Annotated in this window: 25 protein-coding genes and 1 tRNA gene; 19 read left to right on the forward strand and 7 right to left on the reverse strand. The window is 66.4% G+C overall.

All coding sequences use genetic code 11. The features are described 5' to 3' along the window. The 3 genes from Q0176_RS09170 to Q0176_RS09180 all read right to left on the reverse strand — a co-directional run. The coding region (locus tag Q0176_RS09170; RefSeq protein WP_299301902.1) for a metal ABC transporter substrate-binding protein at window positions 1–739 on the reverse strand (739 nt) is incomplete at its 3' end. Window positions 740–833: 94 nt separating this feature from the next. Then, on the reverse strand, window positions 834–1,262 hold the full coding sequence (locus Q0176_RS09175; protein ID WP_299301905.1) for a transcriptional repressor: 429 nt from the start codon (window positions 1,260–1,262) through the stop codon (window positions 834–836). A 176-nt stretch (window positions 1,263–1,438) separates the two neighbouring features. Next, window positions 1,439–1,789 carry a helix-turn-helix domain-containing protein gene (locus Q0176_RS09180; protein ID WP_299301908.1) on the reverse strand — a complete coding sequence of 117 codons (351 nt, stop codon included), beginning with the start codon at window positions 1,787–1,789 and terminating at the stop codon, window positions 1,439–1,441. A gap of 199 nt (window positions 1,790–1,988) precedes the next feature. Here Q0176_RS09180 and acgA point away from each other — a divergent pair, with 199 nt between their 5' ends. From acgA to Q0176_RS09270, 19 genes are all read left to right on the forward strand, one after another. Beyond that, window positions 1,989–2,150, forward strand: a complete 162-nt coding sequence (acgA, locus tag Q0176_RS11255; protein ID WP_366797404.1) for an ACGX-repeat peptide — start codon at window positions 1,989–1,991, stop codon at window positions 2,148–2,150. 128 nt (window positions 2,151–2,278) lie between these two features. Then, complete coding sequence (gene acgM, locus Q0176_RS09185; protein WP_299301911.1) at window positions 2,279–3,379, forward strand: radical SAM/SPASM domain protein, ACGX system; 1,101 nt, start codon at window positions 2,279–2,281, stop codon at window positions 3,377–3,379. A 62-nt stretch (window positions 3,380–3,441) separates the two neighbouring features. Next, the gene (locus Q0176_RS09190) at window positions 3,442–4,413 is read left to right on the forward strand and encodes a zinc-binding dehydrogenase (RefSeq protein ID WP_299301915.1); all 972 of its coding nucleotides are present in this window, start codon (window positions 3,442–3,444) and stop codon (window positions 4,411–4,413) included. A gap of 265 nt (window positions 4,414–4,678) precedes the next feature. Next, window positions 4,679–5,494: an alpha/beta hydrolase gene (locus tag Q0176_RS09195; RefSeq protein ID WP_299301918.1), complete on the forward strand. Its 816-nt coding sequence runs from the start codon at window positions 4,679–4,681 to the stop codon at window positions 5,492–5,494. 550 nt (window positions 5,495–6,044) lie between these two features. Then, window positions 6,045–7,190 (forward strand): double-cubane-cluster-containing anaerobic reductase, encoded by a 1,146-nt coding sequence (locus tag Q0176_RS09200; protein WP_299301922.1) that lies wholly within the window; start codon window positions 6,045–6,047, stop codon window positions 7,188–7,190. Window positions 7,191–7,195: 5 nt separating this feature from the next. Then, window positions 7,196–8,035, forward strand: coding sequence for an acyl-CoA dehydratase activase (locus Q0176_RS09205; protein WP_299301925.1), 840 nt, complete (start codon window positions 7,196–7,198; stop codon window positions 8,033–8,035). A 62-nt stretch (window positions 8,036–8,097) separates the two neighbouring features. Continuing rightward, on the forward strand, window positions 8,098–9,207 hold the full coding sequence (locus Q0176_RS09210) for an ABC transporter substrate-binding protein (RefSeq protein WP_299301928.1): 1,110 nt from the start codon (window positions 8,098–8,100) through the stop codon (window positions 9,205–9,207). Window positions 9,208–9,210: 3 nt separating this feature from the next. Continuing rightward, window positions 9,211–10,047: an ABC transporter permease gene (locus Q0176_RS09215; RefSeq protein WP_299301931.1), complete on the forward strand. Its 837-nt coding sequence runs from the start codon at window positions 9,211–9,213 to the stop codon at window positions 10,045–10,047. Window positions 10,048–10,054: 7 nt separating this feature from the next. Further along, a complete protein-coding gene (locus tag Q0176_RS09220; protein WP_299301934.1) occupies window positions 10,055–10,819 on the forward strand; it encodes an ABC transporter ATP-binding protein in 765 nt (254 codons plus the stop codon). Window positions 10,820–10,883: 64 nt separating this feature from the next. Continuing rightward, complete coding sequence (locus Q0176_RS09225; protein ID WP_299301937.1) at window positions 10,884–12,527, forward strand: peptide ABC transporter substrate-binding protein; 1,644 nt, start codon at window positions 10,884–10,886, stop codon at window positions 12,525–12,527. A gap of 35 nt (window positions 12,528–12,562) precedes the next feature. Further along, a complete protein-coding gene (locus tag Q0176_RS09230) occupies window positions 12,563–13,507 on the forward strand; it encodes an ABC transporter permease (RefSeq protein ID WP_299301940.1) in 945 nt (314 codons plus the stop codon). Then, window positions 13,504–14,508: an ABC transporter permease gene (locus tag Q0176_RS09235; protein ID WP_299301943.1), complete on the forward strand. Its 1,005-nt coding sequence runs from the start codon at window positions 13,504–13,506 to the stop codon at window positions 14,506–14,508. Before Q0176_RS09230 ends, Q0176_RS09235 begins: the two co-directional genes overlap by 4 nt. A gap of 3 nt (window positions 14,509–14,511) precedes the next feature. After that, a complete protein-coding gene (locus Q0176_RS09240; protein ID WP_299301947.1) occupies window positions 14,512–15,657 on the forward strand; it encodes an ABC transporter ATP-binding protein in 1,146 nt (381 codons plus the stop codon). Further along, complete coding sequence (locus Q0176_RS09245; RefSeq protein WP_299301950.1) at window positions 15,654–16,646, forward strand: oligopeptide/dipeptide ABC transporter ATP-binding protein; 993 nt, start codon at window positions 15,654–15,656, stop codon at window positions 16,644–16,646. Before Q0176_RS09240 ends, Q0176_RS09245 begins: the two co-directional genes overlap by 4 nt. A 300-nt stretch (window positions 16,647–16,946) precedes the next feature. Further along, window positions 16,947–17,720, forward strand: a complete 774-nt coding sequence (locus Q0176_RS09250; RefSeq protein ID WP_299301953.1) for an ABC transporter permease — start codon at window positions 16,947–16,949, stop codon at window positions 17,718–17,720. A 1-nt stretch (window position 17,721) separates the two neighbouring features. Further along, window positions 17,722–18,456, forward strand: a complete 735-nt coding sequence (locus Q0176_RS09255) for an ABC transporter ATP-binding protein (protein WP_299301956.1) — start codon at window positions 17,722–17,724, stop codon at window positions 18,454–18,456. Window positions 18,457–18,491: 35 nt separating this feature from the next. After that, window positions 18,492–19,427, forward strand: coding sequence for an ABC transporter substrate-binding protein (locus tag Q0176_RS09260; protein WP_299301959.1), 936 nt, complete (start codon window positions 18,492–18,494; stop codon window positions 19,425–19,427). After that, window positions 19,427–20,545 (forward strand): hypothetical protein, encoded by a 1,119-nt coding sequence (locus Q0176_RS09265; protein WP_299301962.1) that lies wholly within the window; start codon window positions 19,427–19,429, stop codon window positions 20,543–20,545. Before Q0176_RS09260 ends, Q0176_RS09265 begins: the two co-directional genes overlap by 1 nt. A 127-nt stretch (window positions 20,546–20,672) precedes the next feature. Then, window positions 20,673–21,398, forward strand: coding sequence for a lysozyme inhibitor LprI family protein (locus Q0176_RS09270; RefSeq protein WP_299301964.1), 726 nt, complete (start codon window positions 20,673–20,675; stop codon window positions 21,396–21,398). A gap of 203 nt (window positions 21,399–21,601) precedes the next feature. Here Q0176_RS09270 and Q0176_RS09275 read toward each other — a convergent pair. The 4 genes from Q0176_RS09275 to Q0176_RS09290 all read right to left on the reverse strand — a co-directional run bounded on the left by Q0176_RS09275 (window position 21,602) and on the right by Q0176_RS09290 (window position 25,994). Next, window positions 21,602–21,677: transfer RNA gene (locus Q0176_RS09275), tRNA-Gly, on the reverse strand. A 74-nt stretch (window positions 21,678–21,751) separates the two neighbouring features. Continuing rightward, a complete protein-coding gene (locus tag Q0176_RS09280; RefSeq protein ID WP_299301967.1) occupies window positions 21,752–23,098 on the reverse strand; it encodes a UDP-glucose/GDP-mannose dehydrogenase family protein in 1,347 nt (448 codons plus the stop codon). A 130-nt stretch (window positions 23,099–23,228) separates the two neighbouring features. After that, complete coding sequence (gene amrA / locus Q0176_RS09285) at window positions 23,229–24,653, reverse strand: AmmeMemoRadiSam system protein A (RefSeq protein WP_299301970.1); 1,425 nt, start codon at window positions 24,651–24,653, stop codon at window positions 23,229–23,231. 93 nt (window positions 24,654–24,746) lie between these two features. Then, window positions 24,747–25,994 carry a hypothetical protein gene (locus tag Q0176_RS09290; protein ID WP_299301972.1) on the reverse strand — a complete coding sequence of 416 codons (1,248 nt, stop codon included), beginning with the start codon at window positions 25,992–25,994 and terminating at the stop codon, window positions 24,747–24,749. Window positions 25,995–26,351: the final 357 nt, after the last annotated feature.

Raw genomic sequence — 26,351 nt, forward strand, 5'->3', positions numbered from 1 at the left:
TCATGTACTGGATCACCTGGGCGATGCGCTGCAGGCCCGGTTCGCCCTCGGAGGAACAACTGTCGTAGGCCGTCACGTAGTTCAGACCGTAGTGCTTCAGGAAGTAGAGGTACGCAAAACGTCCGCCGAACACCAGGGTCCGGTGCCTGCCCTTCTTCACAAGGGAGGCGAACTCCGCGTCCAGCTCGGCCATCTGGGCCTTGTAGGCCGCGGCGTTCTTCGCGTAGAGGTCTGCGTGCTCCGGATCGGCTGCCGTCAGCCCCGCCACGATGTTATCCACCATCTTCTGGGCCAGGGACGGGTCCAGCCAGATGTGCGGGTCGTACTCGTGATGGTGGTGGTGCGTATTCCCGTGCTCGTCGCGGTCTTCGTGGTCCGGTTCCTTTTGAAGGGCGACTCCCTGCGAGGCGTCCACCACGACCAGCTTCTCGTTGTCCAGGCTCTGGACGATGCGCTCCGCCCAGGGCTCCATGTACTTTCCCGTGAACACGAAGACGTCCGCGTCGTTCAGGGTCTTCATGTCGGACGGACGGGGCTCGAAGGTATGGCTTTCCACCCCGGGGGGCAGGAGCATGCGGACGGACGCACGGTCCCCGGCGATCTGCCGGACGAAGTCATACTGCGGGAAAAGGCTGCACACGACCGACAGCTTCCGCTCCTCGGCCCCGGCGCCTCCCGCCGCGGTCAACGCCAAAAGCAGGGCGCAAAGGCCCGCCGCAAACGTTCTTGAAATCCTCAAAATTCGGTAACCTCCCGGAACTGAAAAATTGGAGACGGAACGAACCGTATCCTCCGCACCGGCCCCCACGGACCGGAGCGCCTGTGACATGCGCTCAGCCTCGGTCCCGCTTGACGCAGCCGGGGCACTTTCCGTAGAGGACGAGCTTGCTCTCGTCGATCGCGAGGGCGTTCTCGTCGGCGAAGCGATGGAAGGCCTCGCGAAGGGGCTCGCTGTCGAAGTGGAGCATCGTCCCGCACGTCTCGCAGAGGAGATGGTAATCCTCCTCCCCCTCTGCCGGATCGCCGAGGTACTCGATCAGCGCCGGGCCGCCCTCGGGGCCGCGGTAGCGCCGCACGCGTCCCGCCTCCTCCAGCTCGGTCAGAAAACGGTAGACCGTCGCCTTGCTGACCGGGGTCCCGGAGCGCTTCAGGCGATCGACGAGCTCGTCCGCCGTCAGGTGAGCGCCCTCCATGCCGCACAGGCACCTCAGGATGGATGCCTTCTGACGGGTGCTCTTGCGCGACTCCGCCGCAGCCGCCAAGGGACCGCCTCCTCTCCGAAATCAAGGTATGAAACTGAGACGCATAATCAACATCGGGGAGGATAACTCCGCCATGCCGATTTGTCAAGAGATGGCCTTCCTTTTTATGCTTCGTTCGAGACCATGAGGACCGGAGGGCCGCGCCGTTCCTACATGACCGGGCCGCCGCTGCGAGGTCATTTTATGCCGTCGCAGGGCGGCGATGCTCTTCGCTTTTTGTAGTCCATGCCAAAACTTTCCATCGCCTGCAAGATGGGCCGCATGGATTCGCCAAGATCGCTCAAGGCGTATTCCACGCGAGGAGAGGCTTCCGTAAAGACGGTCCTCGTGACGATGCCGTCCTCCTCCATGGATCGAAGGCTCTCGGTGAGGACCTTCTGGCTTATCCCCTCCAGATTCTTCATCAGCTCGTTGAAGCGCAAGGGCCTTGTGAGGAGCTTTTGCAAGATCAGGAGCTTCCATTTGCTCCCTATCAGTTGGACGGTTGTCGCTACCGGGCAGTCGGGGAGCTCGTCTTTTGTTTTCATGTGGGTACCCCTCCAATGGATTTTCATAAAACACGGAAAAAATGGCCGCCGCATCCAAAGCGGGATATAGCATAACAAAAATGGCGCGATCTTTTCATAGGTTACAAAAAGGTGCGTGCTTGTGCCATGTTTATTTGCAAGTATAATCTAACCATGGACGGTCGTCGGTCCGTCCGAATCGTTAGGGGAGGTGCGACAAATGGCATTGGCTAACATCGCTGACTGGGCCGGGAAAAGGTCTGCCGCCGCTTACGGGTCTGCCTGCGGGGCGTCGGGAAAGCCTGGGGAGAAACCGTCTGCCTGCGGCGCGGGCGACAAGCCGGAGAAGAAGCCTTCGGCCTGCGGCGCGGGCGACAAATAATACCGGGATTTTTGTCCGGGGTCATTTCCATTGTTCCGAACAGGATCCTCCGGCTGCGGAAGCCGGAGGATTTCGTTTGAGCCGAGATCGGCGAGAGCACCGCTTACGACGGATGGAGGCCTGCGGTGATGCAACCCTATTTTTCGTTCCAATGGCATATCACCGATGAATGCGATCAAAGGTGCAGGCACTGCTACATCTACTCGGGGGGCACGCGCGATCGCCTCCTGTCCATGACATGGGAGCGGATGGAATCCACCTTTTACAATTGCCTTGACTTCTGCGAGGTATACGGGCGCACGCCGTATTTTTACATTACCGGCGGAGACCCGATCCTCCACCCGGACTTCTGGAGGCTGTTGGAACTGCTCCGCGGACACGATGCCGCCTTTACCATTCTCGGCAACCCCTTTCACCTGGACGATCGGGTCTGTCGGGACCTGAAGCGGTACGGATGCGAGAAATACCAGCTCTCCCTCGACGGGCTCAGGGAGACGCACGACTGGTTCAGAAAGCCCGGATCGTACGATTGCACGCTCGAGAAGATCGGCTGCATCCATCGCGCCGGAATCCGCAGCGTCGTCATGACGACGGTATCCAGGGCGAATCGTGCGGAGGTCCCGGACATTATCGATGCGGCGGTAGCGGCGGGGACGGACGTATTTGCCTTCTCCCGCTATGTTCCGAGCGGCGGGGATCTGGACGCCGGCATGACGGCACAGGAATACAGGGGCCTCCTTGCCGTCTGTGACGAGAAGTTCAGGAGATATGAGGCGGAGGGCTGCCCGACCTATTTCAATAAAAAGGACCATCTCTGGACGCTGTACGAATATGAGACGGGGACATTCCGGATCTCTCCCGATGCGGAGAGCGGCATGATTTACGGGGGCTGCAACTGCGGAAACTGCCACCTCACCATCCTGCCCTCCGGCGACCTGTACGCCTGCCGAAGGGTGGCGGGGAGCAGGGTCGGAAACGTGTTCGACGACCGCATCGCCGATGTCTGGGTAACCGATATGGAGGTTTACCGCGATTACGACAGGTTCAGCAAATGTTCCCGATGTAAGCTGCTGGCTTGGTGCCGAGGGTGCCCTGCCGTGGCCAGAGGAACCTACGGGAGCTTTTACGCGGACGACCCGCAGTGCTGGGCGACGGAGGCAAGCGGACTGCTTTCCCCGGAAAAGCCGTCGGACCGGCCTGCATTGGTTGGGATGCAAACCTCTGTATGAAGGAACCGGGTTATATACCCGGTACTTTGGAAAGACGGTAAGACGATAAAGGAGCGACGACGATGGATGGAGTCATGAGGGCCGTTGTGCTCGACGGACCGACGGCCGGGAAGGACGTCGGCCTGTCCGAGGTCGGGATACCGGAGGTCAGGCCGGGATGGGTGCTCGTAAGGGTGAGGGCCTTCGGTATGAATCATTCGGAACAGATCCTCCGCGAATTTGAGATCGAGAACGACTATATACAAAAGCCGATCGTTCCGGGGATCGAATGCGTCGGAGAGATCGCCGATCCCTCCGACAGCGGGCTGGCTGCGGGGCAAAAGGTCGTTGCGCTGATGGGGGGCATGGGCCGGAGCTTCAATGGAAGTTATGCCGAATATGCCCTGCTTCCGCTCCATCATGTATTTCCGGTGGAATCCGATTTGTCGTGGGAGGAGATGGGAGCCCTCCCGGGAACCTATTTCACGGCATGGGGTTCGCTGTTCCAGTGTCTGAGGACAACGGAAAAGGACAAGTTGTTGATTCGCGGGGCGACCTGTGCTTTGGGGTACGCGTCGATTCAGCTTGCGAAGGCTCTCGGATGTACCGTTGTCGGTACGACGCACAGGGAGTCGAAGATGCAGCTGCTCGCCCGTGCCGGCGCGGACGAGGCCGTGCTCGACGACGGAAGCCTCCGCGGAAGGGTTGACGGCGTCACCAAGGCGTTGGAACTGATCGGCGTCAAAACTCTGAAAGATACCATGATGTCCGTCGAACAGGGAGCGATCGTCTGCAACACCGGCGTACTCGGCAAAGTTTATGAATGGAACCGCTTCGACCCGATCAAGGATATTCCCAACGGCGTCTGCCTGACCGGCTTTTACAGCAATTCCCCCACGCGGGATACGATGCAGGCCATTTTTCGTTTCATGGATGAGAATGAGCTGAAGCCGCTCATCGGCGCCGTGTATGACTTCAACGATATCCGAGAGGCGTGCGTGGCCCTCGACAGCGGGAGTGTGAACGGAAAGATCGTCGTGAAGATTTCGGCGTAGAGGCCCTCGAGTCCGATTCCCTCAAGCTCCATGAAGAGGAACGGCGTTGCCGTGAACGACGTCCTTGATGCGTACGGGCAGAGAAAGTCTCGTACTTTGCGGCCCGTTCGCCGCCCGCGGGGTCGGTGTTCCGCACCTCCCCGATCCTGAAGCTCCGTCCGCTCCTGCCGCCCCTGATTTATAATGGTGACGTGCACTGGACGGGACGGAGCCATGCCGCGTTCCGGCCCCTCCCGGTTCCGGAGCGCGCGGGGAGGCGGGGAGCATGTTTCACGAGGAGATCGTCCGTTCCTTCGACGGGACGGAGCTTTACCGATGCATCGACGCGCCGGAGCCGTTCCGCGGCACGGTCGTCCTGCTGCATGGTTTGGGAGGGCACTGCCGAAGGTTCGACGAACCCGTCCGCCGGTTCAATGCCGCGGGCTGGAGGGTCGTCCGCTACGATCACCGCGGGCACGGACGGTCCGGGGGCGCCCGGGCCTGCCTGAACGACTACGACGACCTCGTGGTCGACGCGAAATTCATCGCGGGTGCGGCTCGGAGGGACGCGCCGGGCCCCTTGTTCACCTGCGGCTACAGCATGGGGGGGCTGGTCTCCCTCCTCTTGGGCATCCGGTATCCCGAGGGGCTGTCGGGGCAGGTCTTTCTGGGCGCCTGCGCCTGCGAGCTTCCGCTTTACCGCAGCTTCCGCCGGCCCCAGATCGGGAGGATAGCGATGCGGACTTCGCCCTCCGTCGGCTCGGCCCTGCTCAGCAGGGACCCGGACGTGGCGGACGAGTACGACCGGGACCCCTGGGTGCTTCACGCCTTCACCAACAAGCTGCTCTACGAGGTCTTCGTGCGGGGCGTCGACGACCTGACCGCCTCCCTTCACCGCCACGCCCTGCCCTGCCTGACGCTCCACGGGGCCGACGACCGTCTCGTCCCGGTGGAGTCGTCGCGGATCATCCACAGCCGCTCCGCCTCGCCGGACAAGACGCTCGAGATCCTTCCGGGCTGCTACCACGACATCCTGCACGACGCCGCGCGCGACGACGCGATATCGCGCATCGTCGCGTGGATGGAGGGATTTCGGCCGTAAGGTCGCTGCGCCGCCGGGCTCGGGGATTTTATCGGGCCGCGAACGCCGCATCGATTCCGATCGAGTCCTTCAGGCGGCCTACACAGTTCACGTGCACGCCGGTCCTTCGCCCGCTGCCCGCAGAGGATTGGGAATTGAAACGAGCAGGCGACGGACCCCTTGACTTTTCCGCCCCGTTCGGAACATACTTACATTCGGCTCATTTTGTCTTGCGGAGCCTCCGGGCGCTTGCACCGGAAATCTCGTTCCCGAAAGAGGAGGATCGCCATGTCCGGTTTTGTCTGACGCTCCGGGCCGCGGTGCACGGGATGCATCGTTCGGTGCGGTTCTTCGCGGGGCGATCTTTCGTTTAGATAAACGATCCGGCAAACGGGCGATTCCGCCTGTCCCTCCATTTCACCGCACCGTTCGGTGGCCCCCCGATGGGGGCTTCCCTTACTTTTTGCCGTTCCTGTCCTGTTCTGCAGGTCTGCGAGCGCTCTGTGCCCGTCGGCACATGGCGTCTTCTGCTGCGTATTTCGTATTTGAGGAGAAAAGGGGTTTTCAAACCATGCACGATATCGATGCGATTCTGGGGAAGATGCGGGAGGCCATTCCCGCCGGTCCGGTGCGGATCAAGGAGGCCGTCGAGGGGGGGTGGAAGGTGGTGGGCTGTTACTGCGCCTACACGCCCTACGAGGTGATCCGGGCCGCGGGGGCCATCCCGGCCACCCTGTGCGCGACGAGCGAGAAGCCCATCGCCGCGGCGGAGGAGCACCTGCCGCGGAACCTCTGCCCGCTGGTCAAGGCCAGCTACGGCTTCGCCCTGACCGACACCTGTCCCTACTTCCACTTCTGCGACCTGGTGGTGGGGGAGACGACCTGCGACGGCAAGAAGAAGATGTACGAGATCATGGACCGTCTCAGGCCCACGCACGTCATGCAGCTGCCCCAGACCGTCTCCGAGGAGGCCGTGGGGCAGTGGCGGACGGAGATCGAGCGCCTGGCCCGGAGGCTGGAGGAGGCCCTGGGCACGGTGGTGACGGAGGAGGCGCTGAGGCGTGAGATCGCCCTGCGCAACGAGGAGCGCCGCGTGATGTCGGACCTCTACGAGCTCTCCAAGCTGAACCCGGCGCCGCTGTCGGGGCGCGAGGTCCACGTGGTGAACGAGTACTTCAAGATCAGCTTCGGCGACCCCGGGATGCTGGACCTGATCCGGGACCTGACGCGCAAGCTCCGGGAGAACTACGAGGCGGGCGAACGCCGCGTGTCGGCGGACGCGCGGCGCATCATCGTCACGGGCTGCCCCACCGGCAAGAGCGTGGAGAAGGTGTTCAACGCCATCGAGGAGAACGGCGGCGTGATCGTCGCATTCGAGAACTGCGGGGGCATCAAGCCCAACTACGAGCTGGTGGACGAGTCGCTACCCCCCTACGAGGCCCTGGCCCGGAAGTACCTGGACATCCCCTGCTCCTGCATGACGCCGAACGACAAGCGTCTGGACCTGCTGGAGGACCTCGCCGGGGAGTACGCCGCCGAGGGGATGGTGGACCTCATCCTCCAGGCGTGCCACACCTACAACGTGGAGTCCTTTCAGGTACACGAGCGCATGGAGAGCATGGGCATCCCCTGCATCACCGTGGAGACGGACTACTATCAGGGCGACGTGGAGCAGCTCAACACGCGCATGGGCGCCTTCGTCGAGATGATGGGGTAGGGGCCGTGGGCACGGGGGCGGACGGCGCGGGCGCGCCGCTCTGGACGGTCGGGGTGGATATCGGTTCGGTGGGGGTCAAGGCCGTCCTGATGCGCGGCTCGGAGTGGGCCGACCGCTGCGTCGTCCCCACGGGCTGGAACCCCGGAGAGACGGGGACGGACGCCTGCGCGCGGCTCCTGGAGCGGAACGGCCTGACGCGGGGCGACGTGGCGCGCACGGTCGCCACCGGCTACGGGCGGAACGCGGTGGAGGCCGACGGGCGCGTCACGGAGATCTCCTGCCATGCCGTGGGCGCGGGCCGGCTCTTTCGGGATGGGGAGCCCGGCGGCGTGCGGACGATCCTGGACATCGGGGGGCAGGACAGCAAGGCCATCGCCCTGGACCGGGACGGGAACGTCGTCAACTTTCTGATGAACGACAAGTGCGCCGCGGGGACGGGGCGCTTTCTGCAGAACATGGCCGTCATGCTGGGCTGCACTCTGGACGACTTCAGCAGCCTGCCCGACGATCTCGAGCCCCGCGCCATCTCCAGCATGTGCACGGTGTTCGCGGAGTCCGAGGTCGTGGGGCTCCTGGCCCAGGGGGTGGACAAGCGGGCCCTGTCCCTGGGGCTGCTGGATTCCGTCGCCTCCCGCGCGGAGGGGATGCTGCGGCGCGTAGGGCTCCACGAGCCCGTGGCCTTCACCGGCGGGGTCTCGCGAAGCCGCAGCCTGGTGCGCCTTCTGGAGAAGCGGCTGGGCTGCGCCGTCCGGGTCAGTCCGGACTCGCAGTTCGCCGGGGCGCTGGGTGCGGCGATCCTGGCGCAGAAGCAGGCGCTGCGGGGACGGGAGTCTGGTCGCAGTTGAGGGTCCGGCGTTTTGCGGCGTTGGCCTCACGGCTTCGCCGAAAGAAAAAAGGAGTGTCGAGAATGAAGAAATTTGCTGCGGTACTGGCGCTGTCCTGGGCCTTTGCTCTGCCCGCGTTCGCTGCGGAGGAGGAGAAGGTCCCTGTGATCCGCATGGCCTACACCATGACGACGCACCAGCAGGGCTTTACCATCGCGCTGCAGAAGGGAGAGGCCTTCAAGGACTTCGGCGTCTGGTTCAAGCCGGTCGTCGAGAAGGAGAAGTACGACCTCTACCGGGGGGACAAAAAGATGGCCCGGTTCGAGGTCATCGTGACGAAGAGCGGTTCCGAGGCCGCATCGCTCTTCGCCCAGAACCATCTGGACCTGACGACAAACTCGTTCCCCGCCATGCTGTCGGCGATCGACAACGGCACGCCGATCAAGGTGCTGGCTCCCATCCAGGCGGACGGTATCGCGATGGTGGGGCGCCTGGATTCCCCCGTCGACGACTGGGATTCCCTTCTGGCGTTCATCAGGGAGGCCAAGGCGCCCGTCAAGCTGGGCTACCATTCTCCAACCAGCGCTCCGAAGGTCCTTGTCGAGGCCGCGCTCTTCGAGGCCGGCCTGCGCCTGACCGGGGACGCGAACGCGACGAAGCAGGAGGCCGACGTCCTCCTGGTCGACCTGAAAGGGGTCGCCAACTTCAATCCCGCGTTGACCTCGGGACAGGTCGACTTCTGGGTTGCTCCCGCACCCGTCCCGCAGGTGGCCGTGCTGAAGAAGCAGGGCAAGATGATCCTGGACCTCAAGACCCTTCCCCCTGCGGGCAAGTGGGACCACTTCCCCTGCTGCGTGACCGCCGCACACGTGAACGTCATCGAGAAGCACTCGGACATCCTGGACGCTTACCTGGAGCTGCTGACGAAGTCGAGCGCCTGGTGCAACGCCCATAAGGACGAGGCGGACGAACTCTCGGCGGTCTGGTTCGGCGTCCCCGTCGAAGCGACGCGCATGTCCGAGATGACGTACTCGACAAACCCTGACGCGAAATGGTTCCGCAACGCCTCTCTGTACCCGGAGATGCTGAACAGGATGGGGCAGTTCAAGAACCTTCTGAAGGGCAAGACCCTCGAGGAAAGCAAGGAACTGGTCTTCGACTTCCGCTACGCGGAGAAGCAGAACGCGAAATAGACGATGAGGCATTGCCTGAGCCGGGGTGCGCTGTCTTTGGTCGCCCCGGCGCTTTTCCTGCTGTTCTGGCACTACGCGTCCCTGAGGATCGATAACGCCGTCGTACTGCCCAAGATCGAAGAGGTGTTGGCGATCCTGCTCCACCCCACGAAGGACCTGCTGAACATGGGGTCTTTGATCGGCAACGTGACCGTCAGCTTCGTCCGCGTGTTCGGGGGGTACCTCCTGGCCGTGTTCGTCGCCGTTCCGCTGGGGCTCGCGATGGGATACTGGAGCTGGCTGAACCGGATGCTGGGGCTGTTGGCCGGGCTCTTTCGCCCCATCCCCCCATTGTCCTGGATCCCTCTTGTGCTGGCCTGGTTCGGCGGCGCCAGTATGGCGACGATCCTGGGCATCGAAGAGGGGGCGTGGTACCCTTTCTTCAGCAACATCAAGATCTCCATGCTGTTCATCATCTTCATCGGGGCCTTCTTCCCCATCCTGGTGAACACCATCGGGGGCGTCCAGAGCGTTCGGGTGACGCTGATCGATGCGGTCCGGGTTCTGGGTGCGTCGCCGTGGCAGGTCGTTCGGTACGTCGTCCTCCCCCACGCCGCCCCGCAGGTCTTCACGGGGCTGAGGGTGGGGCTCGGGGTTGCGTGGATGTGCCTGGTCTCCGCCGAGATGATGCCCGGCAGCATCTCGGGGGTCGGATACCTGATCACGCACGCCTACACGGTGGCGCAGACGGACGTCGTCATCGCGGGGATGATCGCCATCGGCGTCATGGGGATTCTGATCGATTCGATCTTCATCCTGATCGAGCGCAGGGCCTTTCAGTGGCAAAGCCTCTACAGGTGATGGTATGATGAGGGAAAACAGTCTTCTCAGGATCGAGGGTTTGGGCAAACGCTTCGCATCGGACCAAGGCAGGGACGTCGCCGCCCTCCTGGACGTCAACCTCTCGGTGAAGGAGAACGAGTTCGTCTGCATCGTAGGGCCCTCCGGGTGCGGGAAGTCCACCCTGCTGCGGATCCTGGCCGGCCTGGAGCGCCCCTCCGGAGGCAGGGCGCTGATGAAGGGGGTGGAGATCGAGGGCTCCGGGCGGGAGCGGGGCATGGTCTTTCAGGAATACTCGTTGATGCCCTGGCGCAGCGTGGAGGAGAACGTCTGGATGGGCCCGGAGCTGTTGGGACGTCCGGTTGGAGAGCGGAAAGCGGCGGCGGCGCACTACATTGAACTCGTCAAGCTGAGCGGCTTTGAACGGGCCCTCCCTCACGAGCTCTCCGGGGGGATGCGGCAGCGCGTGGCGATCGCCCGGGCCTTGGCGAACGACCCGGAGATTCTGCTGATGGACGAACCGTTCGGCGCCCTTGACTCCCATACGCGGATCATCCTGCAAAAGGAGCTTTTGAAGATATGGCAGGTGCACCGCAAGACGATCCTGTTCGTGACGCACAGCGTGGACGAGGCCGTCTTCCTGGCCGACCGTATCGTCGTCATGTCTGCCCGACCGGGTCGGATCATCTTGGAGGAGTCCCTGGACCTGCCCCACCCGCGGAAAAGGGACAATGCCGTCTATGCGCGGACGCTCGAGAAAATCCTGACGCTCTTGGAGGCGGAGCAGACGTAGGGGCACGGTGGGAGGCTGTTCCTGCGGGAATCCTGTTTTTAAGTGTAGGCGAGGAGGAAAAATCATGTCAAGCGTGATCAAAAGGCTAAGCGTTTTTGTGTTGCTGACACTCTGCCTGGGGCTGTCTCTGGCGTTCGCCGGCGCGTCCCGGGCCGGGGAGCCCCGGGTGCTCCGTATTCCCATCGACGAGGAGCCGGACTCCTTCAACGTGGCGCGCGTCTCCGACTACTACTCCGCCATGGTGGCCTCCCAGGTCATCGAGGGGCTGACCGGCATCGTCGTCAAGGACGGACGCGAGGTCGCGGTGCCCGCCTGCGCGGAGTCCTGGGAGACGAGCGAGGACGGCCTGACCTGGACGTTCCGACTGAGGGAGATGAAGTGGGCCGACGGCGAGCCGCTGCGGGCCGCGGACTTCGTGTACGGGATCTCCCGCGTGCTCGACCCCGCGACCGCGTCCCCCATCTCGGGGAAGGTCCGCTTCATCAAGAATGCGGGCGACGTCCTGCTGGGCAGGAAGCCGCTCTCCGAGCTGGGGCTGGAGGCCCCCGACGACCGGACGCTCGTGATCCGCCTGGAGCACCCGGTCCCCTACCTGCTGCAGAGCGCGGCGGGCACGGCCATGTTCCCCGCGCGCCGCGACGTCGTGGAGAAGTACGGGGACGCCTACGGGACGGACGCGGGCAAGATCGTGGGCTGCGGCCCCTTCATCCTCGAGGAGTGGGTCCACAACAGCTCCCTCGCCTTCGTCAGGAACCCCCTGTACTGGGACGCGGAGAACGTGAAGCTGGACCGCCTCGAGATGAAGATCGTCGCCGAGGAGTCGACCAAGGTGGGCGACTTCGAGAACGGGGGGCTGGACCTCACCTCCGTCTACTCCGCGGAGTGGGCGAAGAAGCTGGACGAGAACCCCGTCGGCAAGGGCGGGTACGTCAAGAACATCGTCTATATGCCCGAGACCAAGTACGTCTTCTTCAACCAGACGGTCCCGCCCTTCTCCAACAAAAAGGTGCGCCTGGCGTTCAGCCTCGCGCTCGACCGGGAGGAGATTCACAGGGACGTCAGCCTGGGGCTGGAGCCGGCCGCCTGGGGCTGGCTGCCGCCGGCCATGGACCTGGACGGGGAGAACTTCCGCAAGCTGGCGGGGGAGCCCGTCAGGGATCTGGCCGCGGCCCATCCCGACCCCAGGGCGCTCTTGGCCGAGGGACTGAAGGAGCTGGGGATGAGCGGCGCTCCCGAGGAGCTGAAGGTCGTCCTCATGTGCCATAACGCCACCCGGGACTTCGCGGAGTACCTCCAGCAGGCCTACAAGACGAGGCTGGGCGTCGACCTGGAGCTCGACCCCGTGGAGTGGCCCGTCTTCCAGGAGCGCAACCGCAACCTGGACTACCAGATGGGCTACAAATCCTACTACGCGGACTTCAACGATCCCTCCTCCATGATGGACCTGTGGATCACGGGCGCCCGGACCATCCCCACGGGGTGGTCGAACGAGAGGTACGACGCCCTGGTCCGGGAGGCCGGGCGGAGCGCGGACAGGGCCCTGAGGGCAAAGAACTATACGGAGGCGGAGCGCATCCTGCTGGAGGAGGGGACGATCGCCCCCTACGCCTACGCCACCGGGTTCGACTACGTCCATCCCTACGTGAAGGGTTACGCCGCTCCCACCTTCACCGCCATGCTCTACAAGACCGTCTCCGTCGAGAGATAGCGCCCGTCCGAACGCGGGACGAAGGAAGGGCTTCGATGACTCGGTACGTCCTCAAAAGGCTGCTCTACTCGCTCGTCGCCCTGTTCGTGGCGATGAGCGCCACGTTCTTCATCATCCACTCCGTGCCGGGCAACCCCATCGAGGCCATGACCGAGAAGCTGCCCGAGTCCCTGCGCCGCCAGACCTTCGAGCGCTACGGGTTCGACAGGCCCCTTTCGGAGCAGTACGTGCTCTTCTGGAAGCGGCTGCTGACGGAGGGGGACCTGGGCGAGTCGCTGCGCTACCGGGGGCGGGGCGTCGGGGACATCCTCTCCCGCTACGCCCCTGTGTCCGGGGTGCTGGGCCTGACGGCCATCCTCTGGGGGGCGGGGCTCGGGGTAACGCTGGGCGTCGTGGCGGCGCTCCACCGTGGAAGGGCGCTGGACTACGCGGTCATGCTCCTGGCGATCCTGGGGGTGTCCATCCCCAACTTCGTGCTGGCCTCCCTGTTCCAATACTTCCTGGCCGTGCGGCTGGGCTGGTTCCCCGTCACGGGCTGGGGCGGCTTCGCCCACGTCGTGCTCCCCGCCCTGGCCCTGTCCTTCTACTCCACGGCTCAGTACGCCCGCTTCATGCGCGCAAGCTGCCTGGAAGTCCTGAGCCAGGACTACATCCTGGCCGCGCGGGCCCGGGGCATGAGCCGCCTTCGCCTGGTCCGCCGGCACGTGCTGCGCAACGCCATCCTGCCCATCGTGACCCTGCTGGGGCCCCAGATCGCCCTGATGTTCGGCGGGGCCTTCGTGGTGGAGCGCATCTTCTCTGTGCCCGGGCTGGGGTTCTACTTCGTCTCGTCGGTCGGGGACCGGGACTATACCCTGATCATGGGGCAGACGGTCTTCCTGTCGGCCCTCTACATCCTGTCGATGCTGGCCGTGGACGTCCTCTACGGCTTTCTGGACCCTCGAATCCGCTTCGCGCGGGACGGCGGCGGAACCCTATGATGGGGATGCGCGCTGCCGGCTCCGATCGAATGGGGGACCCGGCACGGATCGGGAACTCGGTACGGATGGAGGGGACGGCCCCGGCGGACGCGGAGCTCCGTCCGGAGGACTTTCGCTTCGTCGAGCGGCCCGACGAGGCCTCCTTCCTCCTCAGGCCGTCCGTGAGCTACTGGCAGGACGCCTGGCGCCGTCTGAGGCGCAACCGGGCGGCCCTCCTGTCCGCGGCGCTTTTGGCGCTCGTCACGGCGCTCTGCGTCGTGGGGCCGGAGCTGACGCCCTACGGGCACGAGGCGCTGAGCATGACCGAGAAGAACCTGGGACCCTCCGCGGCCCACTGGTTCGGGACGGACAAGATGGGACGCGACCTCTTCACCCGCGTCGCCGTGGGGGGGCGGGTCTCGCTGATCATCGCGCTCGCCGGCGCGCTGATCGACATCCTGGCGGGGCTCTTCTACGGCGGGGTGGCCGCGGGGCTCGGCGGTGCCGTCGACAACGCGATGATGCGTCTGGCGGACGTCCTGTCGAGCATCCCCTACCTGGTCCTGGCGGTGCTGGTCTCCCTGATCCTGGGCCGCGGGATGGCGAGCCTGCTGGTCGCGATGACCCTGACGGGCTGGTGCAACATGGCCTATCTGGTCCGGGGGCAGATCCTGCAGATCAAGGAGCAGGAGTTCGTCCTGGCGGCCCGGGCCCTGGGGACCTCGCCGTGGCGGATCCTCTGGAAGCACCTGATCCCCAACATCATGGGCGTCATGATCGTCGCGGTCACCTTCGACATCCCCCTCTTCATCTTCGGGGAGGCCTTCCTGTCCTACATCGGGCTGGGCATCCAGCCGCCCATGACCAGCTGGGGCGCGCTGGCCTCGGGCGCGCAGCAGCAGATGCTCTTTTATCCCTGGCAGCTCTTCTTTCCCACGCTCTTCATCAGCCTGACTATGCTCTCCTTCCAGATGCTGGGCGACGGGCTCCGCGACGCGCTGGACCCCCGCGTGAGGGACTGAACCGTGAACGGCGCGGACAAAGGGATTGCGCACGAGAAGATCGCGGGTGGGGGGACCGAGGACGGAAAGATCCTCGAGGTCCGGAACCTGAACGTGCACCTGAAGACCCGCGACGGCCGCCTTCACGTCGTTCGGGATGTCTCCTTCGCCCTCGGCTCCGGCGAGACGCTCGTGACGGTCGGGGAGTCGGGCTGCGGAAAGTCCATGACGGCGCGGGCCCTGATGCGCCTTCTGCCGGACGAGGCGGCCGAGGTCCCGGGGAGCTCCCGCATCCTTTACCGGGGGCGGGATCTCCTGAGGCTGACGGAGCGGGAGATGCAGCGCGTCCGGGGCCGGAGCCTGGCGATGGTCTTCCAGGACCCCTCGACCTCGCTGGACCCTACCCTGACGATCGGGGAGCAGGTGGAGGAGACCCTGCTGCTCCACACAAGGCTGCGGGGCCCCGAGAGGCGGCTCCGGGTGCTCGAGATGCTGCACGCCGTGGGGATATCGAGCCCGGAGACGCGCATGAGGCAGTACCCGCACGAGCTCTCGGGCGGGATGCGCCAGCGCGTCATGATCGCATCGGCCCTGGTCGGGACGCCCCGCGTCCTGATCGCGGACGAGCCCACGACGGCCCTCGACGTCACCACCCAGGCCGACATCCTGGACCTGATCCGGGAGCTCCAGCGGCGCTTCGACCTCTCGGTCCTGCTGGTCACGCACGACCTGGGCGTCGCGTCGGAGGTCGGGGACCGTATCCAGGTGATGTACGCGGGCGAGATCCTGGAGAGCGCCCCGAAGCGGGAGCTGCTCCTCAGGCCCGCCCACCCCTACACCTGGGCGCTGCTGCGTTCCGTACCGTGTCCGGGGGGCTCGGGCCGCCCGATGCTCTACTCCCTATCCGGGACGCCGCCCGACCTGATCGAGGACCCCGGGGCCCGTCCCGCCTGCCCCTTCGCGCCGCGCTGCGACTACTGCATGGAGATCTGCACCCGCGCCGCGCCGCCCGAGCTTCTGCTTCCGTCGCCGGAGTCCGACCCCGAGCGGAACCCGGAGGGGGAGGGGCACCGGGTGCGGTGCTGGCTCCGCCATCCCCTGGCGCCGCACGTCGCCGTGCCGGAGGGAATACGGTGCCCGAAGGCCGGGCGGAAGGGGGCGACGGCATGACGCAGACGGGTTCCGCAAGTTCCGCGCCCTCTCCTCTGCTGCGCGTGGAGCGCCTCTGCCGGTACTTCCGGCTCCGCGGAGGCCGCATCCTGAGGGCGGTGGACGACGTCAGCTTCGAGGTCGCCCGGGGGGAGACCCTGGGGATCGTCGGGGAGTCCGGGTGCGGCAAGAGCACCCTGGGCCGGACCATCCTGGGGCTTCAGCCCGCGACGTCCGGCTCGGTGCTCTTCGACGGGCTCGACGTGCACGCCGCCAGGGGGGCCGAGCGGCTGCGCCTCAAGAAGCGGGCGCAGATCGTGCTGCAGAACCCCTACGCCTCCCTGAACCCCCGGATGACCGTCGGGGACATCGTGGCCGAGGGGCTGGACGCCCACCGCCTGTGCCGGGACAAGCGGGAACGCGAGGAGCGGGTCTGCCGCCTTCTCGAGCGGATGGGGCTGAGGCCGGAGTTCCGCTCCCGCTACCCCTACGAGTTCTCCGGCGGGCAGTGCCAGCGCATCGGCATCGCCCGGGCCCTGGCCGTGGAGCCGGAGCTGCTGGTCTGCGACGAGCCGATCTCGGCGCTGGACGTCTCCATCCAGGCCCAGATCGTCAACCTCCTCGTGGACCTTCGGCGGGACCTCGGGCTGACGTCGCTCTTCATCGCGCACGACCTGGCCGTGGTGCGCCACATCTCCGACCGCGTCGGAGTCCTGTATCTGGGCGCCCTCGTGGAGCTGGCCGGGACGGCCCAACTCTACGGGGAGCCGCTTCACCCGTACACCCGGGCGCTGCTCTCGTCCATCCCGGACGTCGATCCGGACAACCCCATGAGCACGCGGAGGGTGCGCCTGAGCGGCGAGGTGGGCAGCCCCGTTGATTTTCAGTGCGGCTGCCGTTTCGCCCCGCGCTGCCCGCTGGCCGAGGAACGGTGCCGTCAGTTCCGGCCCGAGCTCGAGGAGCTGTCGCCGGGCCACTTCGTGGCGTGTCATCGCGTCGGGAGGGGCTGAAGGGCGACTTACGAAGCGCCTTTTTCGTGATGGCCCTCCCCATTGGCAGTAAGCCCCATTGTTTTCCGGAGAAGACATTTTCTCCGGCCGCCTGGGGGTGACTTTTTCTCTGACTACTTATAGGGTGACATTATCACAGAACAACGACACACCCGCCCCCGCTCCCTTGACAGGGGGTCTCTCCATGGTAGTATGTTTGTCTTGTTAAATGAAATACGCTGCCGCCCCACCGCTGCGGGAGATCCGTCGCGCGGGGGATGGGAGGCCGGCGGCCCCCGGCTGGAGAAACGACTCGGAATCATGAACGAACACCGTCCCTGCAAGCGCATCCTGCCCGTTCTGGGCTTCATCGGAATCATCGGTCTCTGGTACGCGGCGAGCTCGGCGCCCGGGTGGAACCATTTTCTGTTTCCCGCGCCCGCCGTGGTCGCGTCGCGCATGGTGCAGCTGCTGGAGAACGGGGTCCTGTTCCGCCACCTGGGGGCCAGCCTGTTTCGGGTGCTCTTCGGCTTCGGGATCGCCGTACTCATCGCCTTTCCCACGGGGATAGCGCTTGCGCTGCTGCCCCTTTTCTCCGCCCTCGTCCGCCCGCTGCTGAACTTCCTGCGGCAGATCCCGCCCCTGGCCGTCGTGCCGCTCCTGATCCTGGGCTTCGGGATCGGCGAGGCGTCCCGGATCGCCGTCGTCGTCATGGCCAGCTTCTTCCCCGTGCTCCTGAACGTGGAGAGCGGCATCCGCCAGGTCGACCGCCGCCTTCTGGAGGTGGGGCGCGTGCTCTCGTTCACGCCGCTCGCCCTTTTCCGTCACGTCGCGTTTCCCGCGTTCTTCCCCTATTTCCTCGTCGGCGTGCGCCTGGCGCTCTCCTACAGCTGGAGGTCGCTGATCGGCGCGGAGATCGTGGCCGCCTCCTCGGGCGTCGGCTACATGATCCGCGAGGCCGAGACCCTCTCCCGGTCGGACACCATCCTCTGCGGCGTCATCGTCCTGGGGTGCGTCGGGGCCCTCTCGGACCGGGCCCTCAAAGCTCTGTCCGAGAGGCTGTTCCCCTGGAGCGTCCCGGAAGGAGGGGCCTGAGGTGGTGCGCGTCGAGGAGGTCTCGAAGGTCTATCGCGGCCGGGGCGGAGCGGTGGAGGCCCTGTGCGGGGTCAGCCTGGAGTTTTCGGAGGGCTCCTTCACCGCGCTGGTGGGCCGGAGCGGCTGCGGAAAGACCACGCTTCTGCGCCTGATCGCCGGGCTGGAGCGGGAGTCCGAGGGCCGGATCGTCCGTTCCGTCCCAAGGCGGCAGGTGGGGTACGTCTTTCAGGAGCCGCGCCTCATGCCCTGGCTCTCGGTCGCCGAGAACGTCCGCTTTGCCGCCCGGGCCGGCGGGCCGGCCGGGGACTTCGGGGACGCGGACGAGATCCTGCGCACCCTGGGGCTGGCGGATTTCGCCCGATGCCTGCCCCACGAGCTCTCCGGGGGCATGGCCCAAAGGGTCGCGCTGGGGCGGACGCTCTACTGCCGGCCCAGGCTGATCCTGATGGACGAGCCCTTCGGAGCTCTGGACTGGTTCACGCGCAGGACGCTCCAGTCCGACCTGCTGCGCCTGTGGCGGGAGGGGGGACGGACGATCGTGTTCGTGACCCATGACATCGACGAGGCTCTGACGCTTGCGGAGCGCGTCGTGGTGTTGAGGGAGGGATGCTTCGCGGGGACGTTCGGCGTCGATGGGGAGCTCCCCGCGGGGGCGCGCACGGATCTGCGCGAGCGGATCCTGGCCGCCATAGAGTTGGGCGACGACCGGTCCGGCGTCGCGCCGCAGTTCTTTTAGGGGGCCTCCCGGCCCCGATATGAAGGAGGACGATCATGAAAAAGGTTCTTGCTCTTGGGCTCGGTGTTATCATATCCCTGTGTCTGCTCGCGGCCGGAGCCGGGGCGGAGGAGAAGCCGCTGGCGATCACCTACGTGAAGTCGCCGCTCAACATCCCCTCCATCCTGGAGAAACGCCTGGGGCTGCTCGAGGCGGAGTTCGGCCCCTTGGGCTACGCGGTCTCCCATCCGGAGATCACGTCCGGCGCGCAGCAGTCCCAGGCCATGGCCGCGGGGTCGGTCCAGGTCGCCAACTGCATCGGCGGGACGTCCCTGTTGATTGCCGCCGCGCAGGGGCTGGACGTCCGCATCGCGGGGATCTACTCCCGCTCCCCCAGGAGCTTTTGTCTGGTGGTCAAGGACCCCGCGATCCGCACCGTCGCCGACCTCAAGGGCAAAAAGGTCGCCGGACCCAAGGGGACGGTGCTGCACCAGCTGCTCCTGGCGGGCCTGAAGCGGGAGGGGATGGAGGCCTCTCAGGTGGAGCACATCGAGATGGGGATCCCCGCCGCCGTCGCGGCCCTGATGAGCGGCTCCATCGACGGAGCGCTGGCCGCGGGGCCCCTGGCCCTGAAGGCCCTGGAGGGCGGTGCGCGGGTGCTCTTCAACGGCGAGGGACTGGTTGAGGGCACCATCGTTATCGGGGTGAGCGGCGCGGCGTTGAAGGAGCGGGACGACCTGGCGAGGCGGATGATCGACGTCCACCGAAGGGCCTTGGCTTATGCTAAGGAGCACCCGGAGGAGACCGTGAAGATCGTGGGCGAGGAGACGGGGCTCTCGACGGAGCAGGTGCTGGAGATGGAGAAGCTCTACGATTTCGATCCCACGGTGCGCTCGGAGGACCTCGCCGAGCTGGAGAGGACCATGCGCTTCCTCGTGGACGAGGGGCTGGCCACCCGGTCCGTGGACCCGGCCTCGCTGCTGGTTCGCTGATGGCCGGGCGCTTGGCCGCCGAGGGGCGCTCCATCCCCTTCGAGGCGGATTCCGTCCGGCTGTCTGCGGGGTACGGGGATGTTGCTGCCTTCCACGGGGGGCGGTACCCCGCCGGCGCCGTCCTGGGGTTCAAGGCCCTGACCCTGGCCCGTGAGCTGCTCTTTCCGCGGGGCGGGAGCTTCGTCCGTGAGCGTTGTGCGATCGAGACCCCCTTTCCGGGCGGCGGCTTCAGGGACGCGGCGGAGATGGTCCTGAGGAGCGTATCGCGGGACCGCTACCGGCTGGACCTGAGCCTGCCGGTCCCCGTGGGGACCGTGCCCGCCCCCGTGGAGGGGTATTTTTTCTTCCGGTTCCTGCAGGATGGGGGATGCGCCGGGTTCTCGCTTCGGCCGGGGCTGGTCCCCGAGGAGTTCTACGCCGCCACCGAGGACCTGCACCACGGCCGCGGGGACCCGGAGGCCGCGGAGGCGCGCGCCCTGGAGCTGCGCCGTGCGATCGCCTCGGCGATACGGTCCCTCGATCCCTCGGAGCTCTTCGTCGTTCACGAGGCCAGGGCGGCCGAGCCCCTTCCGGAGGGGAACGAGCCGCCCCCGCTGGAGGAGGCGGGGTCCCTCGGCCTGATCGATCACGAGGAGTATGATGTGACGGTGGAGAGCCTCCGCCGCTATCACGGGAACTCGGCCCTGTGCGGCCTGTGCCTGGTCTGGTCGTTGGTGCGCCAGCTCGGAAGGCGCGCGGGCGTCGAGGCGTTCGAGCGCCGCTCGGTCGAGGTGACGGCCGGAGCCCGCGGTTCGGGGATCCTGGATGGCCTGGAGTACCTGTTCCGTGGGTTCGGCGAGGGGCGGGCGTCCTTCGACTTCGGCTGGGCCGAGGGGCTCGGCGCCCCGAGGGCCCCGATGGGAAGCGGGGCCTTCGCCTTCCGGTTCGTGCTGCCCGGCCGTGAGCCGATGACCTTCGTCCTGAAGGAGCGGTACGTCCCGCACGAGTATTTTGCGCTCTGCGAGCGCAGGGCCGACGACCCGGGGGCGTTTGGCGAGGAGCCGGAGCGCCGGAGGCTCCAGCTCGAGTTCGCGCGGCTCGCCCTGAATGAACCGGAGTTGTTCGAGGTCGTGCCGTAGTCTGTGCGTATGGTGGGGGAGGCGCGCGGGGAGGTTCGTCCTCGCGCTGGTGGACTGGCAGTCCTGACGCGGACGGTGCGGCGGCTGCCCTTCCGAACGATTGGACCTTGGAGGAGGAATGACGAACATGGTGCGATCTTCACGTCTTTTGGGCTTGTTTGCAGCGTTTGCCGTCTGTTCGGCGCTCTGTCTCGGCGCTCTGGCGGGGCCGGCCGCGGGGCTGAGCGATGCGGAGTATCGTGAGATGGTGGAGGACCCGGATTTCGCCAAGTCCGACAAACGGCTGAACGAAGTCTGGTCCGGGCTCCTGAAGGAAGGGGGCCTCTCGAAGGCGGGGATAAGGGTTCTGAAGGCGGACCAGGCGCAGTGGGTGAGGAAGGGTCGCGATACGCAGGCCAAAATCCTCATGGAGGGCGGCTCCACGGCCCTCGAGGCCTACACGGCGGCGACCCGGCTTCGCGCGGACGAACTGCCGGGGATCGCAAGACGGATCTTCCTTCAGGATCGCCCCGACGGCCCCCAGGGCTATTACGTCCGGCGCGAGAACGGGCGGGAGACGGGCTGGCTCTCCGTCCGCTGGACCGACAAGAAGGCCGGGGAGGTCAGCGTCGATGCGGAGGCCATCCTGGTCCTGCGGCCGGACAACGTCCGAAGCGGTCTCTGGTCCGGCGGGGGCGCGGTGCAGAAAGGGGTGCTGAAGGCCCCGGACGAGGAAGGGGAGGGCAGCGCGACCTTCACCTTCAAGGGCGACAGGGTGCAGGTGGCGACGTCCTCGGACTTCGCGTCGGGCTCCATGGGCATGGGGGTGACGATCGAGGGGACCTACGTCCGTCAGGGACTGCCGAAGCTGTAGCGCGCCGGGCTCCGCGCCGCCGCGCGGACGGCTGCGTCGTTTCGGACGCCCGAGCGAAGTCCGGGACAGCCTTCCTGGGGGCCTTCCTGCCCGAGGACGCTCGGGAGAATCCGCATCAACCGAACGGCGCCGGACCCTCTAAAAGAAAAAACCCCGCTCAAAAGCGGGGTTTCAACATAACCGGACCGTGCCGGATTATCTGCTGGAGCGGACAACGGGATTCGAACCCGCGACCCTCAGCTTGGGAAGCTGATGCTCTACCAACTGAGCTATATCCGCATTTCCAATGGTGGAATTATAGCCCAAAAAGCCCCTTCTGGCAAGCGGGGCCTCCCCTGCGGCCGAGGACGCGCTCAGGCCGAGGGGGACCCGGAGCAGCCCCAGGCCGTCGGGCGGCCGATGGAGAGGTAGTCGAACCCCCTGCGGCGCATGTCGGAGCAGGAGTACAGGTTTCGGCCGTCCACGACGATCGGCTGCCGGAGCAGCCTCCTGATCCGATCGAAGTCCGGCTGGCGGTAGATGTCCCACTCCGTCACCACGGCGAGGGCGTCCGCGCCGTTCACGGCGTCGTAGGGTTCGTGGACGTACACCAGCCCCCGGCGGTCGCCCAGCGCCTCCCGAGTCTCCCCGACGGCCCGGGGGTCGTGGGCCTGAACCCGGGCCCCGGCGTCCAGCAGGCTGCGGATCAGGACCTGAGCCGGGGCCTCGCGCGTGTCGGAGGTCTTGGGCTTGAAGGCCAGCCCCCACACGGCGACGGTCCGGCCCGACAGCTCGCCCAGCCGCTCGGAGATCTTCTCGAAGAGTACCCCCTTCTGGCGCTCGTTCACCTCGTCCACCGCCGTGAGAAGCCGGGGCTCGTAGCCCGCCGACCGGGCGAAGTCGCGCAGCGCGCGGACGTCCTTGGGGAAGCAGGAGCCGCCGTAGCCGCACCCCGCGTGGAGGAACTTCGAGCCGATCCTGCTGTCCATGCCCATCGCCCGGCGCACGCTCTCCACATCGGCCCCGACGCGGTCGCAGATGTTCGCCATCTCGTTCATGAAGGAGATGCGCGTCGCCAGCATCGCGTTGGCCGCGTACTTCGCCATCTCCGCCGACGCGATGTCCATGAAGAGGAGCCGCGACGGCTCGAGGAAGGAGTAGAGCGAGGTCAGGATCTCCCGGGCCTCGGGGGAGTCCGTGCCCAGCACGACCCGGTCCGGCTCCAGGAAGTCGCGCAGGGCGGCCCCCTCGCGCAGGAACTCCGGGTTGGAGGCCATCGACAGGCCGAAGCCGGCCGAACGGCCCTCGAGCTCGGAGGCTATCCAGTCCCGGACCCTGGCGTTCGTCCCTACGGGGACGGTGGACTTGACGATCGTCAGCAGGCTGCCGGACATCCCTCGGCCCACGCTCCGGGCGGCGCTCTCGACGTAGGACAGGTCCGCGCTGCCGTCAGGCGCCGAGGGGGTGCCCACCGTGATGAAGCAGACATCCGCGCCCTTCAGGGCCTCCCCGACGTCCGCGGTGAAGGAGAGCCGCCCCTCCTCCATGTTGCGGACCATCATCTCCGCAAGGCCGGGCTCGTAGAAGGGCACCTCGCCCCGGCGCAGGGTCTCCACCCGCTCCAGGTCCGTGTCCGCGCAGACTACGGTGTTGCCGAACTTGGCCAGGCAGGTCCCCGTGACCAGCCCCACGTATCCCGTTCCGATCGTCGCCAGCTTCATCGATTCCCATCATCTCCATCCCGCATTTTTACCCGCATTTTGGGCCTGGACTCGCCCGAGAATCATAACACACTCCCTGCCGTCTTCCCCGAGCTCCGGACCCGATCCGCCGGGAATGCCGGGCGCGGGGTCAGGCAGTTCGCTCCTTGAAGCGGTCCACCCGGAACCGTTCGACGGAGATGCCCCGAAGGTCGGCGATGCCCGCCTTTCTCGCCGCGATGGCGAGCTGCTCCTCGACCGTGTCCACGCCCTCGAGGTCGGGCAGGAGGACGCCGCGCCGTCCGTCCTTCGAGACGATGACGCCCCACTCCCCGGGGTCCAGATCGGCGAGGTCCGTCACCGGCTCGGGGTCGGAGAGCACGTCCACCGAGAAGAGGACGCCCGGGAGCTCCTCGCGCGTCATGGGCGGAAAACGGGGGTCGCGGGTCGAGGCCGACACGGCGTTGGCGATGATCTCTCGGTCCAGGCTGCGCTGCGAAGGGGCCAGGGTGCCGATGCAGCCCCTCAGGGCCCCGGACCGCGTCTTGATGGAGACGAAGCAGGCGCGGCGTTCCGCCCAGAGCTCCGAGGGCGCCGCCTCCGTTCCCGAGGCCGGCAGAGGGCGTCCCTCCAGCAGGCGCGTCACCGTCTCGCGCGCCAGACGCGCGCAGGGATGGTCCTCCGACGCCTCTCCGCCGGGAGCCTCCCCATGGGCCGCGCCTCCATGAGACGCACCTCCATGGGACGCACCTGCGTCGGACGGCTCCCAGAGGGCGCTGCAGTATCCCACCCCGAACGGGCCCTCGTAGGAGAACACCCGGATCGCCCCGCGGACTGCGCCGGCGAGCCCCAGCATCGTCATGACGGAGCGCAGGCCGCACTCCCCGGCCGCCTCCAGCGTCTCCGGGGACAGCGAGAGCAGGGGGCCGGCGTCGGCGGACCTCAGGGCCTCGAGGACCGCGGCGTCGAATACGCGTCCCTCGGGGCTGTAGCCCGCCGGGGCGTCCGGCGTCAGGCGATGCGACAGGTCGCCGCTGGCCACCAGCCCCCAGCGCAGGCCGTCGTCGAGGAGCGCCAGTCTCTCCCCCAGGGAAAGAGCCTCGTCCGGCGTCAGCCCGATGGGCGAGGCCAGGAGGGTCGGCGGCAGATTCTCCGACGGATTCTCTCCGTCCGGTCCCCAGGCCTGGCGCAGGAAATACAGGGGCACGAGGGTCCCCTGATCGCTCGTCAGGTCGGGGCGGCTTCCCTCCCGAATCCGGGTCCCCAACGCGGACAGGCGGTCCGCGGCCGCCCTGTAAAGCTCCCCGGGGCAGGCGATCCCGATCGTCACGGACGGAGCGCCGAAGGGAGCCAGCGTCCCCGCCGCGCGCCCGGCGGAGTTGAGAAAGAGCGCCCCGGGCGCATAGGGCTGGTGGGGGGACAGGACCAGCAGCGCGTCGGGCCTCCGGTCCCTCAGGGACTCCGCCAGGAGCTCCAACCCCTTCAGGGTCTCTCGAGCCTCGTTCTCGCGCCCCCGCCCCACCTCGGGGACGAGGATCGGGGGATGCGGCATCAGGGCCGCCCATACCCAGGGCATGACATCGCCTCCTTTATCGCTTCCTTATTTCTCCTTCACCGCGCCCTCGCCGCTGCCGCCCCCGTATTCCGGGGAAACGCCGGTTCGCGGGCGCTATTGGTGCTCGCCCTTCAGGTAACGATAGAACGCCTCGTTGCACCAGAGGGAGCGCGTCTCGATCTTCAGCGAGGGGTCCAGCGCGAGGAACGCGGTGCGGAAGCGCCGTTCCCCGCCCTTGAGGACGAACGAGTGCATACGGTATCCGACGCTCGCCTCCGAGCGAACCACGTTCTCCGCCACCTCCTCGTACCCCGGCCCCATGAGCGTCAGGGAGCTGTAGAGCGGCTGCCACCAGGAGCCGTAAAGCAGGCCCCTGCCCTCGGGGTTCGCGTCGTTCTTCTTGGCGTGGGCCTGGACGAGGGAGTCGAAGGCGTCCTTGTCCTTCAGGGTCCGGAACTCCAGCTTCAGGTCGTACTCCAGCGCGCTGGCGAGATAGAGGTCCTCGCGGACCTTGTCGACCCTGTAGTGGCGCGAGGGCTCCGGGACGGGGCCCCACTCCAGCAGATAGCGGTAGGACGACGTCTTGGGCTCGAGCGCCACCCTCGCGACGAGCCCCTTCTCGTTCAAAAGGGCCATCAGCTGCTTGGCGTGGCGGATGTCGCTGTGTCCGTACTGCAGGGTGTAGAGGGACACGAAACGGGAGTCGAAGGCGTCCGACTTGATGTTGTAGCCGGTCGAGGCCCCGTCGGCTATGGCCCTGACCCCGAGGTTGAAGAGCCTGCCCCCGTCGAAGAGGCGGAAGGAATCCCAGGCCGACTGGAGCCTGCCGTAGATCTCGGGGTCGTCCGAGCGCCCCAGGGCGCGGTCGCCTCCGTTCGAGATCCCGATGACGCGATAGAGCAGCCGGACCGCCTCCCGGACGGGGACGGCCGCTTCGGCAGCCCAGGCCTTCTCGCTCTCGATCAGGCCGATGCTCTTCGCCGCGGCGAGGTTGCGCGCGTCCGCCTCGTCCAGACGCTTCCCCAGACGGCCGGACAGCCTCTCGAGCTCCTGCGGCGCGATCGGGTAAGCGGCCTCCGCCATGCCGGAGGCCCTCAGGGCGAGGTCCAGCAGGGTCAGGTTCCGCGTGGAACGCTTCTCCCCCTCGGAACCGAGGTCCCGGGCCATCTGAGCCAGGCGTTCCTCGATCAGCGCAAGGCTCGGGGACGCGTCCCCGAACCCGGCGTACTCCGCGAGGAAGGCCCTCTCGTGGAGCCCGTCCCCATCCCTCGTCCCCGCCGCCGCGGGCAGGGCGAAGGCCGCCGCCAGCGCAAGCAAAACCAGCCCCAAGATACCCAGCCGTCTCCTGAAACGATTCTTCATCCCGGAACAACCTCCTGTTTTTCGTCTTTTCCGCCCGGAACCCTTGCCCCGCCCGAACGGCGGAACCGAGGACCGCGCGAAATTCCTTCCGTATTCCGATTCCAAACCATGCGCGCTGTCTTTCGCCCGCCTTGCCTCAGGGATTTTCGGGAATGGCATTACCTGTTCAAGCTCATTTTAGCACCGCCGCTCAGCCCCTGCCGCCGGGCGGCATCATGAGAGGAAGGGTCGTGGGGAAACAAAAAAAGAAGAAGGCCGGCGCCGTGTCACGCCGACCTTCTTCTTTTTGAGGGGGGTTCCAAACGACCGAACAAGAACGAGGGGGTGTGCCTACTTTTGCCCCTTGGGATCGGTATT

The organism is uncultured Fretibacterium sp. (assembly GCF_938040765.1).
In the GTDB taxonomy this organism is placed as follows: domain Bacteria; phylum Synergistota; class Synergistia; order Synergistales; family Aminobacteriaceae; genus CAJPSE01.